11 protein-coding genes and 1 pseudogene are annotated in these 16,319 nt (G+C 58.3%); 7 read left to right on the top strand and 5 right to left on the bottom strand.

The features are described from left to right. Window positions 1–7: 7 nt before the first annotated feature. The 3 genes and pseudogenes from tnpC to tnpA all read right to left on the bottom strand — a co-directional run bounded on the left by tnpC (window position 8) and on the right by tnpA (window position 2,104). Window positions 8–1,192, bottom strand: a pseudogene (gene tnpC, locus JQ611_RS08290) (IS66 family transposase). A 121-nt stretch (window positions 1,193–1,313) separates the two neighbouring features. Then, the gene (gene tnpB, locus JQ611_RS08285; RefSeq protein WP_212465153.1) at window positions 1,314–1,670 is read right to left on the bottom strand and encodes an IS66 family insertion sequence element accessory protein TnpB; all 357 of its coding nucleotides are present in this window, start codon (window positions 1,668–1,670) and stop codon (window positions 1,314–1,316) included. Further along, window positions 1,667–2,104: an IS66-like element accessory protein TnpA gene (gene tnpA, locus JQ611_RS08280; RefSeq protein WP_212465152.1), complete on the bottom strand. Its 438-nt coding sequence runs from the start codon at window positions 2,102–2,104 to the stop codon at window positions 1,667–1,669. The genes tnpB and tnpA overlap by 4 nt, the downstream gene beginning before the upstream one ends. 799 nt (window positions 2,105–2,903) lie before the next feature. Here tnpA and JQ611_RS08275 point away from each other — a divergent pair. After that, window positions 2,904–3,221: a hypothetical protein gene (locus tag JQ611_RS08275; RefSeq protein ID WP_212465151.1), complete on the top strand. Its 318-nt coding sequence runs from the start codon at window positions 2,904–2,906 to the stop codon at window positions 3,219–3,221. Window positions 3,222–4,033: 812 nt separating this feature from the next. On the opposite strand, the gene JQ611_RS08270 is transcribed toward JQ611_RS08275, so the two are convergent. Next, on the bottom strand, window positions 4,034–4,639 hold the full coding sequence (locus JQ611_RS08270) for a recombinase family protein (protein ID WP_249133019.1): 606 nt from the start codon (window positions 4,637–4,639) through the stop codon (window positions 4,034–4,036). A gap of 249 nt (window positions 4,640–4,888) precedes the next feature. On the opposite strand from JQ611_RS08270, the gene JQ611_RS42970 reads away from it, so the two are divergent. The 4 genes from JQ611_RS42970 (at window position 4,889) to JQ611_RS08250 (ending at window position 12,455) form a co-directional block, all read left to right on the top strand. After that, window positions 4,889–5,143, top strand: coding sequence for a DNA-directed RNA polymerase subunit alpha C-terminal domain-containing protein (locus JQ611_RS42970; RefSeq protein ID WP_409411260.1), 255 nt, complete (start codon window positions 4,889–4,891; stop codon window positions 5,141–5,143). Between the two features lie 1,460 nt (window positions 5,144–6,603). Beyond that, complete coding sequence (locus JQ611_RS08260; protein ID WP_212465149.1) at window positions 6,604–8,619, top strand: autotransporter domain-containing protein; 2,016 nt, start codon at window positions 6,604–6,606, stop codon at window positions 8,617–8,619. Between the two features lie 1,424 nt (window positions 8,620–10,043). Beyond that, a complete protein-coding gene (locus JQ611_RS08255) occupies window positions 10,044–10,316 on the top strand; it encodes a hypothetical protein (protein ID WP_212465148.1) in 273 nt (90 codons plus the stop codon). Between the two features lie 966 nt (window positions 10,317–11,282). Then, window positions 11,283–12,455 carry a glycosyltransferase family 4 protein gene (locus JQ611_RS08250; protein ID WP_312011894.1) on the top strand — a complete coding sequence of 391 codons (1,173 nt, stop codon included), beginning with the start codon at window positions 11,283–11,285 and terminating at the stop codon, window positions 12,453–12,455. A gap of 33 nt (window positions 12,456–12,488) precedes the next feature. On the opposite strand, the gene JQ611_RS08245 is transcribed toward JQ611_RS08250, so the two are convergent. Continuing rightward, a complete protein-coding gene (locus tag JQ611_RS08245) occupies window positions 12,489–13,283 on the bottom strand; it encodes a glycosyltransferase family 2 protein (protein WP_212465147.1) in 795 nt (264 codons plus the stop codon). Between the two features lie 220 nt (window positions 13,284–13,503). On the opposite strand from JQ611_RS08245, the gene cysD reads away from it, so the two are divergent. After that, window positions 13,504–14,400, top strand: coding sequence for a sulfate adenylyltransferase subunit CysD (gene cysD, locus JQ611_RS08240; RefSeq protein ID WP_212465229.1), 897 nt, complete (start codon window positions 13,504–13,506; stop codon window positions 14,398–14,400). Next, window positions 14,400–16,292, top strand: coding sequence for a sulfate adenylyltransferase subunit CysN (gene cysN, locus JQ611_RS08235; protein WP_212465146.1), 1,893 nt, complete (start codon window positions 14,400–14,402; stop codon window positions 16,290–16,292). Before cysD ends, cysN begins: the two co-directional genes overlap by 1 nt. Window positions 16,293–16,319 lie beyond the last annotated feature (27 nt).

Here is a 16,319-nt window from a genome sequence, read left to right as displayed (position 1 = left end):
GCTGTTCCTATGCCACGGCTTTGAGTTCTTGCTTTCTGTAGGCCCACGGCAGCAACTGATCGATATCGCGGTTGAGGTGACCATTGACGATGCGCACGAGGACGTCGGTCAGATACGCGAGCGGGCCTATGTCGTTCAACTTGCAGGTCTCGATCAGGGAGCGACGGTGGCCCAATGTTCGGCGCCTCCGTCCGAGCCGGCGAACAACGCGTTCTTCCGGTTGAGCGCGATCGGGCGGATGGAGCGCTCGACGGTGTTGTTGTCGAGCTCGATGCGGCCGTCATCGATGAAGCGCGTCAGGCCCTCCCACCGCGACAGGGCATAGCGGATGGCTTTAGCAAGCTTGCTTTTCTGGCTGATCAGGCCGAGCTTTGCGCGCAACCACGGTTCGAGCGCGTCGATCAGAGGACGGCTTTTAAGGGATCGGACCGTTCGGCGTTCCTCGGGACTTCGACCCCGGATGTCTTTCTCGACGATGTAGAGCCCGGCAATCCGTTCGAGCGCTTCGCTGGCAATCGGTGCCGGACCAGAGACGGCGAGCTCATAGAACCCGCGCCTAACATGCGACCAGCAGAATGCAAGGCGGACGTCGCCGCGGTCGGCCAGCTTGCGGTAGCCGGCATAGCCGTCGACCTGAAGAATGCCCTTAAAGCCCTCCAGATGGGTAATGGGCCGTTCGGACTTGCGATCGGGTGCGTAGACGTAAACGACGCCCGGTGGATCACAGCCGCCCCATGGCCGGTCGTCAGCGGCATAGGCCCAAAGCTGACCGGTCTTGGTGCACCCCCGACCGGGATCCAGCACGGGCGCCGTAGTCTCGTCCGCAAACAACCGGAGGCGCTCCTTCAGCCTCACCAACAGCTGCTCCTGCAGCGGACGCAGATGCCAGGCGGCGTGGCCGACCCAGTCGGCCAGCGTGGATCGATCCAGCTCAATACCTTGCCGGGCGTAGATCTGGGCCTGGCGGTACAGCGGCATTGGTGCGTCGCTTCTCGGCCCGCGCGGCTCGCTCAGTCGGAGCCGACTGATCTGCTATCGCCGCATCGCTCGCCGCCATTTGCTCGATGTCTTCGAGGCCGAGCAGCATTTGATCTTCCGGCAGCGTCTCGGCCCTGCGGCCAAAACGGTGCCGCTGCATTTCCTTGATGATCTGGCGCAGCCGCTCACTCTCGCACTGCTCGGCGAGCAGCATCGCTTTCAGCGTCTCAAGATCGTCGGGCAATGCGTCGCTTGGCACGATCGAATCAGATCATATTCGCGGGTAACTTGCGACGGCCTCGATGCGGCTAATTCACTTCGCTCAGGGATAAGGATTAGCTCGGCTGTGTCGGCGTCACTGTTTCCCGCGCCTCATGGACGCGACGCCAGTCCAGCCCTTCCAGCAAGGCCGACAATTGCGCGGCCGATAACTTCATCACGCCGTTCTCAATCTTCGGCCACCGGAAGATGCCGTCTTCCAGCCGCTTGGCGAACAGACAAAGCCCAGTGCCGTCCCAGAACACCAGCTTGATCCGGTCGGCGCGCTTCGCCCTGAACACGTAGACCGCTCCCGAGAATGGATCCGCAGCCATTGTCTCGCGTACCAGTGCCGCCAATCCCTCGGCACCCTTGCGGAAGTCGACGGGTTTGGTCGCTACCATCACGCGGACCGCGCCGGTCGGGCCGATCATGCTGTGGCTTTCAACGCGCGCAGCACCGCTGTCACGGTCTTTGCGTCCGCACCGCGGCCAACCCGAACCGTCACACCGTCGATCTCGACCTCGATCATTCCCGCGCTGGGCTCAACCGGGTGCCGCGGCATTTTGCGTTCACGGCGGACGGGCGGAGAAGACGGTGCCACATCCAGGACTGCCGGAACGAACTGCAGCTCTTCAGCATGCGAGAGCGCAGTCTGGGACGCTTGCAATTCCCGGCGCCAGCCAAATAACTGCTGCGGCGAAAGTCCGTGCCGTCGGGCTACGGCAGAAACAGACTCGCCGCTCGCTACGATCTCAGCGACGATCCGCGCCTTGTCCTCGTCGCTCCACGTGCGCCGACGACCCGCACCGGTGAACACCTCGAGCCGATGAACCGGCTTAGTGATAGCATTATCCACTGTGTCCATTCTAAGCCTAACGGTTATCAGAGCCGCCAGACTCGCAGGTCAGGACATCTTCGGGAAGGTGACCGCGGGACACCGCTTACACAATAACCAGCATCCCACAACGTAGACAGGGCGCGGGGCTTCGGTCCCGCGCTAAAACCGAGCGATGGAAGACGTTGCTGATCCCCAGCTCCACCTACCGGGCAAGTAAGGATTGACAGAACCATCCGCAGACTTTGTCTCGTCCGCGTCTTGAGGGATCCGCTCTACCAAGAATCCGCGTCAGACGATGTGAAAGGGTGACCCTGGGAGATTGCGCCTTGGCGCCCGAAACCTATTCGACGTTGATCGTAAAATAATCCACGTCGTGATATCCGGTACCCGACCACGTCACGTCTAAGGTGAAGCTATCCGTTCCGCGAAAGCCCGGCGCCGACGTGTAGTCGACCTGAAATGCTCTCACCGGTGAGCCGGCACAGCGGACAGGTTGCCCGTAACGACCGACTGTCACTATTGAATTGATTATGTGATTCGTAAGTTTTCCATGGCTTGGCTTAGTCACAACCCTCACGATTCCGGTCGAAGAAGCACAGGTCTGCCTATCCCATGAATGATATGCCCAGACTTTAGTTGTTTTCCCGGAGATGACGGTCCTGCTAATGGGTTTTGCAGTCGCCAGAGTTTGAGCGCTGAAAAATAGGGCGCATGCCAGAAGCAAAGCTCTCACGTCAAACCTCCAAGTGAGCATGAGGCCGAGGCCGTGTGGACACCGTACCGCACGCACTAACCTTGGGGGCCGAACACGAGATACGCAAGGAGGATGACCATCGCCGTCATCCCGATGGCATTTAAAAGCCTTCGAGAAAGTTATTTGTACATGCCATTATTCACCCGCAAAACGACGCTCTCGGCTCAGACCTCGGACAATATTTCGGGGCGCCCAAATTGTTCCCAGCCGGACCTCTCGCTGAGGCTGGAGCTTCTTTCCCGGGCTCGCCGGCTGGTCGTTTCGAGGGCCCGCCTGGACGACCTGGACCACCCGGGCCGCTGGCCCTTGTCACCCGGGCCAAAGGGCAAGGGCGACCAGGGCGAACCGGGACGCGATGCAGCGCCATCGCCTGTTACAAAGAAAAAATGATGAACCCGTGATCCGGCGAGGAACGGATTTTAATGCAGGGTTGCCCAGGCTGAAGTAACGCTGGCAGGTGCAATCGTTCGCGCAACGCGTCGCTGACCGAGCGATCACACGGAGCCGCAGAAGATCCGACCGCTTCCATGGCTGCCATCAAACTCCCCAGCCAAGCGGTCGAGGGATCGCTACTGCATGCGGCAGACCGTCCGATCATAACTTCGCTCCCTGCCGGGTCATGCCGGGAAGCGAGGCTTCGATGAAATGCCCGTAAATCGCGTTGAAAATGGCCAACATGACCGCGCCCCCGTTGTTGATTGAGGGCAGTGTGGGCCGCCATTGTTTCCGGACGATTGCGCGGCTGGTCGGAAATGGTTTCGTCGGCCCTATCCTACCCTGCCCGTGGTCGAAACCGTGGGTTTTGATGCGGCCGACCAAAAATTACAATGCGGTTGACAGGACACCTTTGCATCTCAACCCGCGCCACCGTGGATTACTGTGGGTCCAAATCCGCCGTGCTTGGTGCCGGAGTAAAATTACGCAGATCCTGATCGGGTGACCGAAGTTCTCCGACCGTGAACGTCGTGTAACTGCGTGCACGGTTCAAATCCGTGCAGAGCCATGTGTGCTATAAATCACATACGCCAACCTGATCCCCGCGTATTTCCCCGATTACTGGCTGGCGGGAATGGTCTCGCCGCAATGACAGGGGATATGCAAAATGATTACTCTCAAAATCACCGCTATTTTGGCCATCTGTGCCGGAACATTGATCGCTCTTGCATCGAGCGAATTCGGCCCCGAACTTGTGCTCGCCGTTGTCAGCCTCGTATAAGGCTCCATTTTCGCGGGCAAAGAAACCTTGATGCCCTCTCTGGCGCAGTTATCCGCTTAGCAATCCTCGCAATAGTGGCGCGACTGCAACCCGTTGCGCTCTGTATCGAGCCCCAAGACTGCTTTGCCTTGAGCATGCAGGCAATCCGGGCATTGCGTTTGGTATCTTCCGGGTAGCGGCCTTTGTATCTGCCCTCGATCTTGGCCTTAGCCTGCCCGTCAGCCTGCCTACGACGCCTGTCCTCGTAATCCTTGCGCGCCACAGCAGCGAGCATGTCCAGTAGCATGCCGTTAAATTGCTTCGAACATCCGGCAGGTGAACTCATCAGCGCAGTTGGTCGCATCGACCATGATGTCGGCAAATCCAGCGCGACAACCCGCACTTGTCGCGCGGTCAGGTCCGACTTCAAGCGCTCCCAGTCCGCCGAAGTTAGGCGGGACAGGCGATCGGCCTGCTCAACCAGTAGAATATCGCCGGGCTGCGCGTGGCCGAGACGCCGAAAAAGCTCCGGACGCGTCAGCTTCGCGCCGCTTTCGTTCTCGTTGTACCAGGCCGCCACCGTCATGCCGCGCTCCGCAGCGAAGACCCACAACTGCTCCTTGGCGCGATTGATGTCTTGCTCGTTCGTAGAGGCCCTGAGTAAGCACGGATGAACATCAAAGCCCCAAGAGTGCAGCGTGGAAGACTTTAGCCGTCGGCCATTGGGCTCATCGTACTAAAGGCCCGGCGGCCATGAGTATGGTCTGAAATGGGAATCAACAATGCGGCAGGCGCGGTTGGCGCAAGATGCAGTCGGGAACCATGATGCTTGAGCCGGCGCCACCGGACCTTACTCCGATCGATGGGTGTGCGATTTTCTACTAGGATCCGGAACGCACTGACTGCAGCGGGTATGAAATGGATCGGCGATGTAGGGGAGGCGTCGGATGCGACGCTTCTCAACTTGCGTGATCTTGGGCCGGGCTCCGTAGCCTTTTCGCGCGAAAACTGGGCCTGCCTTCGACCACGGGAGTGCGGCCGTAAACTCGCAATGTGCGTAGCCGGCAGGGCAATTGCGTCTACCAAAGCCGCCGATTTCGAGACAACAAAGGTGTAGCGGGTGGTGCTCTCAACAGAATAGCGTTTGATTTCCTTTGACTGTTTATCACTAACTGGTTGCGTTGTTTTGCGCGGATCGAGCCGTTGTGGCCTATATTATCAGGTCGTTCCAGTTCGTTAGGCGGGAATGTGCCGATCGCGCTGCTCGCCCCCTATATCAGGCCTTCCGGGCAAAGCGCCCAACAAGCTGACTAATCTCACCCGCCCACGACGCGCCTCGGTGCAAAGCCAAATCGAAACGATCGGGTAAACCATGTAGAGCCCCCGCGGTACGCAGGGAACGTTTGTAGAGTGCATGGAGCCTGAGGTGGCGCGCCGACCGGCGAGAGTAATGGAAATTACCGGCATGGCACGCGCACAAAGGAAGCGATACAAGCGACGCTTTTTGGCGCGCCTACCAGACCTCGAAAAGAGAACCAGAGTTACGTTAAAAGGCGACTCCCAAAATGATCGGGGCTTCGGCCCTGCGCACTACCGGGGTTTGAGCCCTTAGCGCACGCGCAGCGTGTACTCTTTTCACCAGCGGAGCCTGCGCCGTTTGCGGTGCCTTAGCCCGGCGAACAGCGATTTGCGGGGCACGCTGAAGCTCCAGTGAGCTGACGGCCGACCGGCTATAGGGGCTTTCCGACGTCACACAACCGGCAAGAACGCTTACCAAAATTGCCGCAAGACTGAGCCTTGACATGGCGGTGCCTCACATCCGAAGTACCAATCCTAATATCTGACTTCACTATCACCAAGCAAATATCATTACCGAATTCAGAAAGCGAAAAGGTTGGCCTGGCTGACCTTCGCTGCAAAAAAACACGCAACAGGGCCGGCGGCAGCGTTAGCATAGCAGACCATGCCTATGCTATTGGTATCATGGAACCGTTGCCCTCGGGAAAGTTGCTCCAGTGGGCTTAAAACGATTGGACCGCCTGCGCCATGCTTCTGAGCACCTCACTTCGCCACGAGGAGGATTTACGCCGCTCAAGCAACAGGCACATCGGCTGTCGAAGAATTAACGACGGATGCATTGCAGGGCTTTCGTTGGAACGAAGCCACAGACATGCAGCCCATAGCTGGTATTCTGACGCTACCCTCTAACCTGACGGCAACTTTACAACTACCAACATAGCGCCCGACACTGACGGTTGGATAATGACAAGGGTCATTCAAGACGGCACCAGCACAAGTGCGCTGACCAGGATTGGTTTGGTACTTGTTCGCCGACGCTCACAGATACCCACACTTACACTAGCCCGATCACGGTAAGCGGCGACATCCTCGATGTCGAAGGCGCAAATCGCTTCGTCGAGCTTGACCACTGTGAACGCCGGTGGCGCGCTGACCGGCACAGGTACGGTCGTCGGCCCTAGAGGGGCATTTCGCTGACTGTGTCATATATGGCGCACGAACAAAAAAAGTGGATCGAGGCATACTCGCGCTGAGCTCGCCTGTGAGATTTGAGCTAAGTTGAAGGTTGTTTACCAGGTTTCTGAGGGCTTTCTCATGCAGAAATTCCGATATGCTGCTTGCATCACAATTTTGTTTTTGGGCTTCAACTCATTCGAAGCAAGAGCGCAGAACTGCACATCCGTAGACGTTACGACCGCACCGCCCGGGTTCCTTCCGACGACATTTAACTCGGTACCCTACTTTGGCTCCGGACTCGCAGCTTCACAAGCAATCGTCGGGTCGGTCACAGTTGCCAACCTAGCCTTTCTCACCCAAAGCACTGCATTTGTGAGTGCGCCGCCCAACCCGCCTGCAAACGCGGAAGGAGGAGGCGTCTGGGTTCGTGGCGTCGGTGGCGAGTTAAGTATCAATACCGCCAGTTCGGTCACCGCCAGCTTGGCCACTATTGGTCAACCGACGTCAACTGGGACGGGGAGCTGCTCATCCAAATTCCATGAAAGTTTTGCCGGGGTACAACTGGGGCAAGATATATCCAGACTGAACATAAACGGTTGGAATGTTCACCTTGGCACAACTGCGGGATACCTAGAGACAAAGGGCAACATCGTAGGAGGAAACGTAGTAGGAGGAGCTTTTGATGCATCCACTCAGGCGCCGTTTGCGGGAGTCTATCTGACGGCGACGAAGGGCAATCTGTCTTTTGAAGGTTTGGCTCGATACAACGTATTCAACACGAACCTAAACAGCCCAACAGCATTCATTTTCAACCAATCCCTTGGCGCGCATGGCTTTGCTTTTGCCGGTGCCGTCAGCTATCATTGGAATATTCCGAACACGCAGTGGTTCTTCGAGCCTAGCGCAGGCTTGATCTATTCAAATGTGTCCGTGGACCCATTTAATTCGCTATCGCCAGTCGCGGGCGGTGGGCAGTTTTCAGGGACGACCAAGATTTCGAATCTGGAGTCTACAATTGGCCGGTTAGGTGCTCGCGTCGGTACAAACCTACAGCTTGGACAGGTTCTTCTCCAACCCTTTGCAGCAGCCAGCGTTTGGAGCGAGTTCGGTCCTTCGATCAGCGCAACTTATGCCAGCTGCTCGGGTTGCATCGTCCAAGGCGGGAGCGGCATTCCCCAATCTCTGACTGCCTCCCTTAGTAGCCAGAATATTGGGACGTTCGGCCAGTATTCGCTCGGTGTATCGGGGCGGATTACGAATACCGGATGGCTCGGCTTCGCGCGGGTTGACTACCGAAATGGCAACCACATCGATGGTTGGAGTGGAACAGGTGGTATTCGCTATCAATACGATCCTGGCCCCAATCAGCCGACGGCTAAGCTTCCGGTCAAAGCCGCACGATACGACGGGCTGGCAGCGCCCTATCGTTGGACTGGCGTTTATGTGGGTGGCTCTGCAGGCGCTAGCTTCGGTCAGTCGCGCTTGGATTTTCCTGCCATTGGTGTCGCAGTAGACCCGAGGGTGGCAGGTCCATTAGGTGGACTACAACTAGGGTACAATTATCAATCTGCTCAGTGGGTCTTCGGCGTTGAGGGCGCCGTAGATTGGACGCGCACGAGTGGCGCCCGGGAGTGCCGTCCGCTCGTGGCACCCAGTGTGGTTGGCCCGCCCGCAATCCCGCTGTTCCAAATGAATTGTGGCGGTGCGGTCGATTGGATTGCATCAGTCACAGGGCGGGTTGCCTATGCGTTCGGCCGTACCCTTTTCTATGGCAAGGCGGGCATTGCATGGGACCATCAAGTGTTTTCGGCGACTTGTAACCTTGGTCCACAAAACGGGGGCATTGCACAGCAGCAATGCAACAATCCTGCCGGTAATATCACCAACCTCATTTCGGTGAGTAACAATCCCATTGGCTGGACCGCCGGGTACGGGGTAGAATTTGCAATAACTCCTAGTTGGTCCGCCAAGGCCGAGTATAATTACTTCGACTTCGGGACAAAAAACCTCACCGCTTCAGACGGTACTCTGATTAATGCCGGCTTGCACGTGTCCACAGTCAAAGTTGGCGTCAACTATCGTTTCGGCGAGCCGAGCGCGATATCAGTAAGATATTAGCGGTAGCGAAGAAGCGCTCGCGCGTCGTCTAAAGCGCGGTGTGGCCGTTCTCACGGCAAACGTGGGTGGCTGCTCGGGAAATCTTTCGTGCGCTCCGGTGCCTCGTCGAGTTGCGGGTCATAGCACCGATCTATGTCTGCGCTCTGCAGTACAATCGTCGCTTGCGCTCTTGGCGTGCTGTCGCGTCTTCTTCCTAACGTTATCCAGGGATGCGACCTCGTATTCCTCCGGCGAAGGCCGCCTTGCCTGATAGGCTGGGGCGGTGAAGCCATAGGCGTATGACTGAGCATAGGCCTAATCCGAAGACCTCGCGGCTTAACGTTATCTCGACGGGCGCCCGGCGCCGTTGACGTCGGGAAGAGAAGCACCCGATCGTGGCGGAGAGCTTAGCGGGCCACGGCCCCGCGCTTGAATGAACAGGCTCCGATAGATCGTCTCGTGTGACACCTGCTTTCGAGGCTCCCTCGGATATGTGCGCTTGAGCCAGCCGGCAATTTGCTCCGGTGACCATTGCCGCCGCAGCCAGGTCGATACTGTGGAACGGACGGCAAGCCGGTTTGCAAAGCTTGGGACGCCGCGCACGATCCCAGGCGGCCTGATCCGACCGCGCAGCCCGATAACAATCAGATCCCCCATTACGATGGACTTCGCGACTGATGGTTGACGCAGATCATCCCACGTGGGTCGCTATCGACCGCAACGAGCGGCGCATGCTGAGCCATCGAGAAATCTCCTCTCGTTCAGAAAGACTGAGTGTCTGCTTGGAACGGCGTCGATCCGGAGGACGAATTCCGCCCGTTGGCGAGATCACCGAGAACACAGGAGAGGGCTCCCGGTCAAACCGGCGCCCGATCGCGCTCATCGGCTCCTCCCAGATCTCGGACCGTTGGGCTGCCGAGCAATAAACGCGACGTCGCTGCTTCATATCCACACTCCATCCTTGATAAAGATTAGAGTGTTGCGCCGACCAGTTGAACCCGCCCTTCAAAGCGGACATTGACGAAACACCCCACGACGGTGCCGACCACTTAGGATTTCCGCGACAAGCTTGACAACAAATCGACTAATCTTACTGCATCAATTGCCTCTTTTGTGCGTGTGCCGTGCCGCTAATTTCCATTCCGCTTGCGGTCGGTGCGCCACCTCTCGCTCTATGCATCCGACAAACGCGACAGCCGCGGACGGCAGGCGCTCGACAGCACTAACGGTTCGTTTCGATATGGCTTTGCAGCGAGGCGCGTCGTGGGCGCTTTGCATGGGGTTGATGGTCGTTTCGATTTGTTACCTCCTCCCACCCCAACGAGATCGGGCTGCTTTACCTCGCCGAGGGTTGGCATTAGCGCCTCAGAGCTAACGGTTAGGAGAGCAGGAGATGCGACATTGTCACGAACGGCGCCGGTGGTGACACTATCGGAAATTATGGCTTGATCGGCCGTGACGTTGTTCGTGGTCACATGCTTGACGGTGATGTGTTGCTGGCCACGGCCCCGATGGTGGTCCAGTCTCTCTGTGAGCATCATCACCGTCTGGGCCGTCTTGTCGGCCAATTGCAGTTCGCGCTTCGAAATACTCCGGTGGCTGCCGCCCATCTCTTGGTGTACATCGCGAGCGAGGCCTCATTAGCAGCCATCAATTGCGCGATCAGCATGCCCTCGACTGGAGCGGCCGCTGTGATTGCTTCCTTGTTTTTGGAGTGAGCTATTGGCAGCGCGTTTATGGTGAGATCGTTCAGCCTTCTATTCCACTCGTCTGCATCTCCACCACCTAACTGCTTCAATTTGCCTTCGTTCTGATCCGGCTTGAGCGTCAGGCCGCAGAATCCAGCATGTAGTTGAACGGGCTCACATGGCGCGGTTGTTTGTCGCGTGAATGTTTTGCCACGCGCCCTACTCTTTGCTCTGCTTGTCGAGGCGTTCAAGGAGGGGCTCGACGTTTTTGGGCGCGATATGGAGATCCGATCCGCCTCATCATTCCAGCCTGCGCGCTTAAGTTGCCTGGGAGTGACTTGCTTGTTCATCGCGGCAGCTCCCATACGAGGGGCGCAAGTGCCGCAGCCACGCAATATCCGATAGCAAACCATCGGCAGAGAGATCGAACTTGCCCGGCCGTCATCGTCTCGGTATTCTGCGGGTCTTCTATAAGATCAATATTGCGTTTTGGGACTGCCTGGCAGGGCGGCCCATCGCATTTCTGCGTCAGGCGGTCCGCGCATCGGGCACTCCGAACAAGCCGAGAACACAGTCTGGGAGTTTTTCCGGGACTTTGCGCGGCCGACTGCGGATTTTAGCCCATTTTTTACCGGTTTTTGTTCACGGCGCTACGTAATGGCGCGCTGTCAAACGATTGATCCTCAAGACTGAGTCTCTTTTACCTGCGCATCCACGCTCTGGAAAAACAAGTGTGTCTCTTCCCCGTGGGTAGCATATCAATAAAGTTCAAAAACCGCCGAGACCTGTCAGCATCGTGGCAATTGTATAGGGGTATTCGCTCGTCTTTGATAGAGTCTTTTTTGAGCCGCATAAATCAGATTGACGTGTGAGTTGCGAGGGGTAAGGGTCGAGCCGTAACGGGGCGTGGGGACAATTAATCTGGATGAGTTCAAGATTTTGAAAATTGGTTAGGTCTACCGGTGTTTTCTTTTCCGGCAGACAGGGCTGTTTGCATTGGCCATCATCCCGAACGGGTTGATGATATCTGAGATCGTGGCGCAAAGATTAACGATGAGAGTTCTCCATTTCTACAAAACTCATCTGCCAGATTCATGGGGAGGAACTCAGTCTTTCATCCATCAATTGGCACATGGCACCGCTCAGCGCGGTCACATAGTCGATGTCCTTATCTTAAGTCGCGAACTACCTCCTCGCCCCCTAACCGTTGCAAATTACACAGTCCATCCGGCATCGTTAAGTTTTGAGGTGGCTTCTACCGGCTTCTCGCTATCTGTCTTCAAAAAATTTGCTGAATTGGCCAACCAAGCGGATGTCATCCACTATCACTTTCCATGGCCGTTTATGGACGTCGTTCATTTCGCGACGCGAGTAACTAAGCCGTCCCTCGTCACGTATCATTCGGATATTATTCGGCAGCGCCATGCGCTCAAGCTTTATCGGCCGTTGAAGCGGCGTTTTCTCCAAAGCGTCAATCGCATAGTTGCCACATCACCGAATTATTTCGCTACTAGTGAGGTCTTGCAGCGATATCAATCAAAAACCAGCGTTATTCCGATCGGGATCGACCGCTCAGTCTATCCCGAGCCTTCTGACGCAAGCCTTGATCGATGGCGGGCTCGTGTAGGTGGCCGATTTTTCCTCTTTGTCGGCATGCTGCGATATTACAAGGGTCTCCACATTCTTTTGGACGCCGTCAGCGGCACGAATTTGCCCGTTGTCATCGTGGGATCGGGTCCTGTAGAGCAGGAGTTACGTAAGCATGCTCTGAGACTCAGTCTATCGAACGTCCTGTTCCTTGGCGCGCTGCCGGAGGAAGACAAGGCTGCTCTTCTTGCCCTTTGTTTCGCGGTGGTTTTTCCGTCCCATCTTCGATCAGAGGCATTCGGAATTTCGCTGTTGGAAGGCGCGATGTTTGGCAAGCCGATGATCTCTAGTGAGATCGGTACGGGCACAACATTCGTTAATATCGGTGGCGAAACGGGGCTCGTAGTCCCGCCGTCCGACTCTGATTCTCTCAGGCAGGCGATGACCTATCTCGTCGAGCATCCCGATGAAGCGGCGCAGATGGGGCACAGAGCCCGCCGACGCTATGAGACGCTGTTCACGGCCGACATCATGGTGGAGAAATATCTCGATCTCTACGGAGACATGTTGGCTGGGAGCTGAGTTGGTGTGTCCAGGCAGCGCGGTCAACGTGAACTAGTCGGCTGTCGTCAGGCGGCCGAGCCGCGCCATCAGCACTTTCCACCACACGGCGTAAGGCTGCGCGAGCCACCACTTCATTGGTATGCGGCCGCGATGGCGCCGTACCGCCGCGATCGCTTCCGCATAATGTGCCATGCGGTTGTTTCGCGTCTTGGTCTCGTGGTGCCTACGGTTAATCGCCGTCACCTGAGGCACGTGCAGGAGAGGTCCAAACCGCCGGTAAAGACGCCACCACAGGTCATAGTCCATGGCCAGGAATAGGCTCGGATCGACCCCGCCGACCGCCTCCCACGCTGTCCGGCGGATAAGTGTTCCGGGCTGAGAGATGATGCAGCGGACCGCCAGCGCGCGCTCGCTGAATTGCTGGACCCAGACGTCGCTGCGACCGCCGTCTGGATCGAGATTGACGACCTTACCGTAGGCAGCCGGCGCGGCAGGATTGGCTTCGAGCGTATCGATCAGAAGACGCAGGCCGCCGCGCTCTAGCATGTCATCGCTGTTAAGCCAGACGACGTACGGCGCAGCACCGTGCTGGATACCCTCGTTGATGGCCGCAGCCTGTCCGCCGTCAGGACCACTGCGCCAATGCGTGAGCCGATCGCCCCAGCGCTCGAGCACACCAACTGAACCGTCCGTCGAGCCGCCATCCATTACGACGATTTCAGTCGCAACGTCCTGCGCAGCGATTGAGCGCAGCGCATCCTCAAGATAGCGGCCCTGGTTGAGCGAAGGCACCACGACTGTGACTTGCGCTGTTCGGGCGATGGCTCCTGGGATGTCAGTCGGCATATTCAGACTGGCCGGGTTCTATCTGTCGGCTCGGGCCCAATAGGGAACGCAACCCGATGGCAAGTCAAGCAACCCTAGCGGCTTGCCGGCGGGATAGCAACTCCGTTAAACCGTGGCGGGCGCGGCTGGCTCGGACGTGGTCTGCTTGCGTCAAGGGGCCGTCTTGCTCCATAGAGAAAAGAACAGTAGAGCTCGGACCGCGACATGAACTGGCGCCACCATCAGATCCGTTTACGCCGTCTCGAGGGCGGAGGCGATCTACCTCTTCCGCGAGGCCGCCGCCGAGTTCCGAAATCCGGTCCTGTTGTATTCGATCGGCAAGGATTCGAGCGTGATGCTGCATCTGGCCCAAAAGGCGTTCGCGCCGGCCAGGCTGCCGTTCCCGTTACTCCACGTCGATACCATGTGGAAATTTCGTGAGATGATCGCGTTCCGCGACGAGCTCGCGGTGCGCTCCGGCCTCGACCTACTGGTTCACGTGAACGAGGACGGGGTTACCCGCGGCGTTTCTCCGATCGCGTCCGGTTCCGCCCTACACACCCATGTAATGAAGACGGAAGGGCTGCGCCAGGCGCTCGACAGATGGCATTTCGATGCCGCATTCGGCGGCGCTCGTCGTGACGAGGAGAAAAGCCGCGCCAAGGAGCGCATGTTTTCGCTTCGCTCGGCTAATCATGGCTGGGACCCGCGCAACCAGCGACCGGAATTCCGCCGTCTGTTCAATACGCGCATGACGAGTGGTGAGACCATGCGGGTGTTTCCGTTGTCCAACTGGACCGAGCTCGACGTGTGGCATTATATCCGCGCCGAAGGGATTCCGGTCGTGCCGCTCTACTTCGCCAAGCCGCGTCCTGTCGTGGAGCGCAACGGCGCGCTGATCATGGTTGACGACGAGCGGCTCCCACTCATGCCAGGCGAGGTGCCACGCCTGACCGAGGTGCGCTTCCGTACCCTCGGCTGCTATCCGCTGACCGGTGCTATTCCATCCACCGCCACAACCGTCGATGACATCATCGCTGAAATGCGAGCCTCGAAAGTATCCGAACGCCAGGGCCGCATCATCGATCACGACGACAGCGGCTCGATGGAGAAGAAGAAGCGCGAGGGCTATTTCTGATGCAGGTACACACTACGACGGCCGCTGAAAAGTCGACGCCGCCGAATGCCGAGACGTGCGAGCCTTTGCGCTTTCTCACCTGCGGCTCCGTGGACGATGGCAAGTCCACGCTGATCGGCCGGCTGCTTCACGAGAACAGCCTAGTCTTCGTGGATCACTTGGCCGCGCTCGAACGCGATTCAAAAAAATACGGCACCACCACCGGCACGTTGGACTTCGCGCTGCTGCTGGACGGTCTTGAAGCCGAGCGCGAACAGGGCATCACCATCGATGTCGCCTATCGCTATTTCTCGACCAAGCGACGCTCATTCGTCGTGGCGGACGCGCCGGGGCATGAGCAGTACACGCGCAACATGGCGACGGGTGCGTCGAACTCCGATCTCGCAGTGTTGCTAGCGGATGCGCGAAAGGGCTTACTGAGCCAGACGCGGCGGCACGCGATTATCGCCAGCCTGCTCGGTCTTCAGCACGTGGTGCTGGCAGTCAACAAGATGGACCTTGTAGGGTTGGATGAAGGCGTCTTCAAACACATCGCGGAAGGTTTCGCGACGTTCGCCGCCGATCTCGGATTTAGAACACTCCAGGCGATCCCTGTGTCCGCGCGGGACGGCGACAATATATCCACGTTGAGCACGCGTATGGACTGGTATGGCGGGCCGACGCTGCTGTCCTATCTCGAGGAAATCGAGGTAGACGACCATCGAGCGGCCCGGCCGTTCCGCATGCCGGTGCAACTGGTGAGCCGCCCCGATTCGGATTTTCGCGGCTTTGCGGGAACAGTGGCGGACGGCCGCGTGTTGGTCGGCGATGGGGTTGCGGTCCTACCCACCGGCCGGACCAGTCGCGTGAAACGGATTCTAAACGTGAGCGGCGAGTGCGAGGCGGCCGTCGCAGGAGATGCCGTCACCCTGATCCTGACCGACGAGATCGACATCGCGCGCGGCGACATGCTCACCGCGCCGCAGGAACGGGCGCAGGTGGCGGATCAGTTCGCTGCGCATCTGGTGTGGATGTCGGACGAGAGGCTGCTACCTGGCCGCTCGTATCTGGTGAAAATCAATCACGGCACTGTCGCCGGGACAGTGACGGCGCTCAAGCACCGCATCGACGTCAACACGCTGGGAAGGATGGCGACGAAAACGCTCTCGCTGAACGATATCGGCGTGTGCAATATCTCGCTTGCCCGGGCGGTGGCGTTCGACGCCTATAGCGACAACCGAGACACCGGCTCTTTCATCTTGATCGACCGCTACACCAACGAGACACTGGCCGCGGGCATGATCGACTTCGCGCTGAGGCGCGCTGGTAACCTCCATCACCAGCAGCTCGCCGTGACCACAGCGCAGCGGTCGCAACTCATGCAGCACAAGCCGCTGGTGCTGTGGTTCACCGGCCTGCCGGGCGCAGGCAAATCGACGCTCGCCAATCTCGTCGAGACCGGCCTGCATGCGCGGGGCATTCACACGACCATGCTCGACGGCGATAACGTGCGCTTGGGTCTGAACAGGGATCTCGGCTTCACCGAACCCGACCGAGTGGAGAACATTCGCCGCGTGGGCGAAGTCGCCAGATTGATGTCCGAGGCGGGGCTGGTGGTGCTATGCTCGTTCATTTCGCCGTTCCGCGCCGAGCGGCGAATGGTGCGCGAGCTGATCGGCACGGAGGCCTTTATCGAGATCTTCGTCGATACGCCGCTCGACACCTGCATCGCCCGCGACCCCAAGGGCCTTTATCGCAGGGCGCTGGCCGGTGAAATCAAGAACGTCACTGGTGTCGACCAGATCTACGAAGCCCCGCAGGCGGCGGCACTTCATCTCAAAGCCGATGGTACCTCGCCACGGTCGCTAGCCGATCAGGTGATCGCGTGCGTGATGGGGCGGGTGTTGCCCTGAACGGGGTTGATCGCTCGTTCGATCGCA

The organism is Bradyrhizobium sp. AUGA SZCCT0182 (assembly GCF_018130185.1).
GTDB lineage: Bacteria > Pseudomonadota > Alphaproteobacteria > Rhizobiales > Xanthobacteraceae > Bradyrhizobium.
The sequence above is the reverse complement of the archived record's forward strand: the minus strand, read 5'-3'. Positions and strand labels throughout refer to the sequence as shown.

What these genes read in the sequence shown, in the direction of transcription:
- tnpB (WP_212465153.1), bottom strand. Translation starts at nt 1,670, where the DNA reads ATGATCGGCCCGACCGGCGCGGTCCGCGTGATGGTAGCGACCAAACCC.
- tnpA (WP_212465152.1), bottom strand. Translation starts at nt 2,104, where the DNA reads ATGGACACAGTGGATAATGCTATCACTAAGCCGGTTCATCGGCTCGAG.
- JQ611_RS08275 (WP_212465151.1), top strand. Translation starts at nt 2,904, where the DNA reads ATGACCATCGCCGTCATCCCGATGGCATTTAAAAGCCTTCGAGAAAGT.
- JQ611_RS42970 (WP_409411260.1), top strand. Translation starts at nt 4,889, where the DNA reads ATGGGTGTGCGATTTTCTACTAGGATCCGGAACGCACTGACTGCAGCG.
- JQ611_RS08245 (WP_212465147.1), bottom strand. Translation starts at nt 13,283, where the DNA reads ATGCCGACTGACATCCCAGGAGCCATCGCCCGAACAGCGCAAGTCACA.
- cysN (WP_212465146.1), top strand. Translation starts at nt 14,400, where the DNA reads ATGCAGGTACACACTACGACGGCCGCTGAAAAGTCGACGCCGCCGAAT.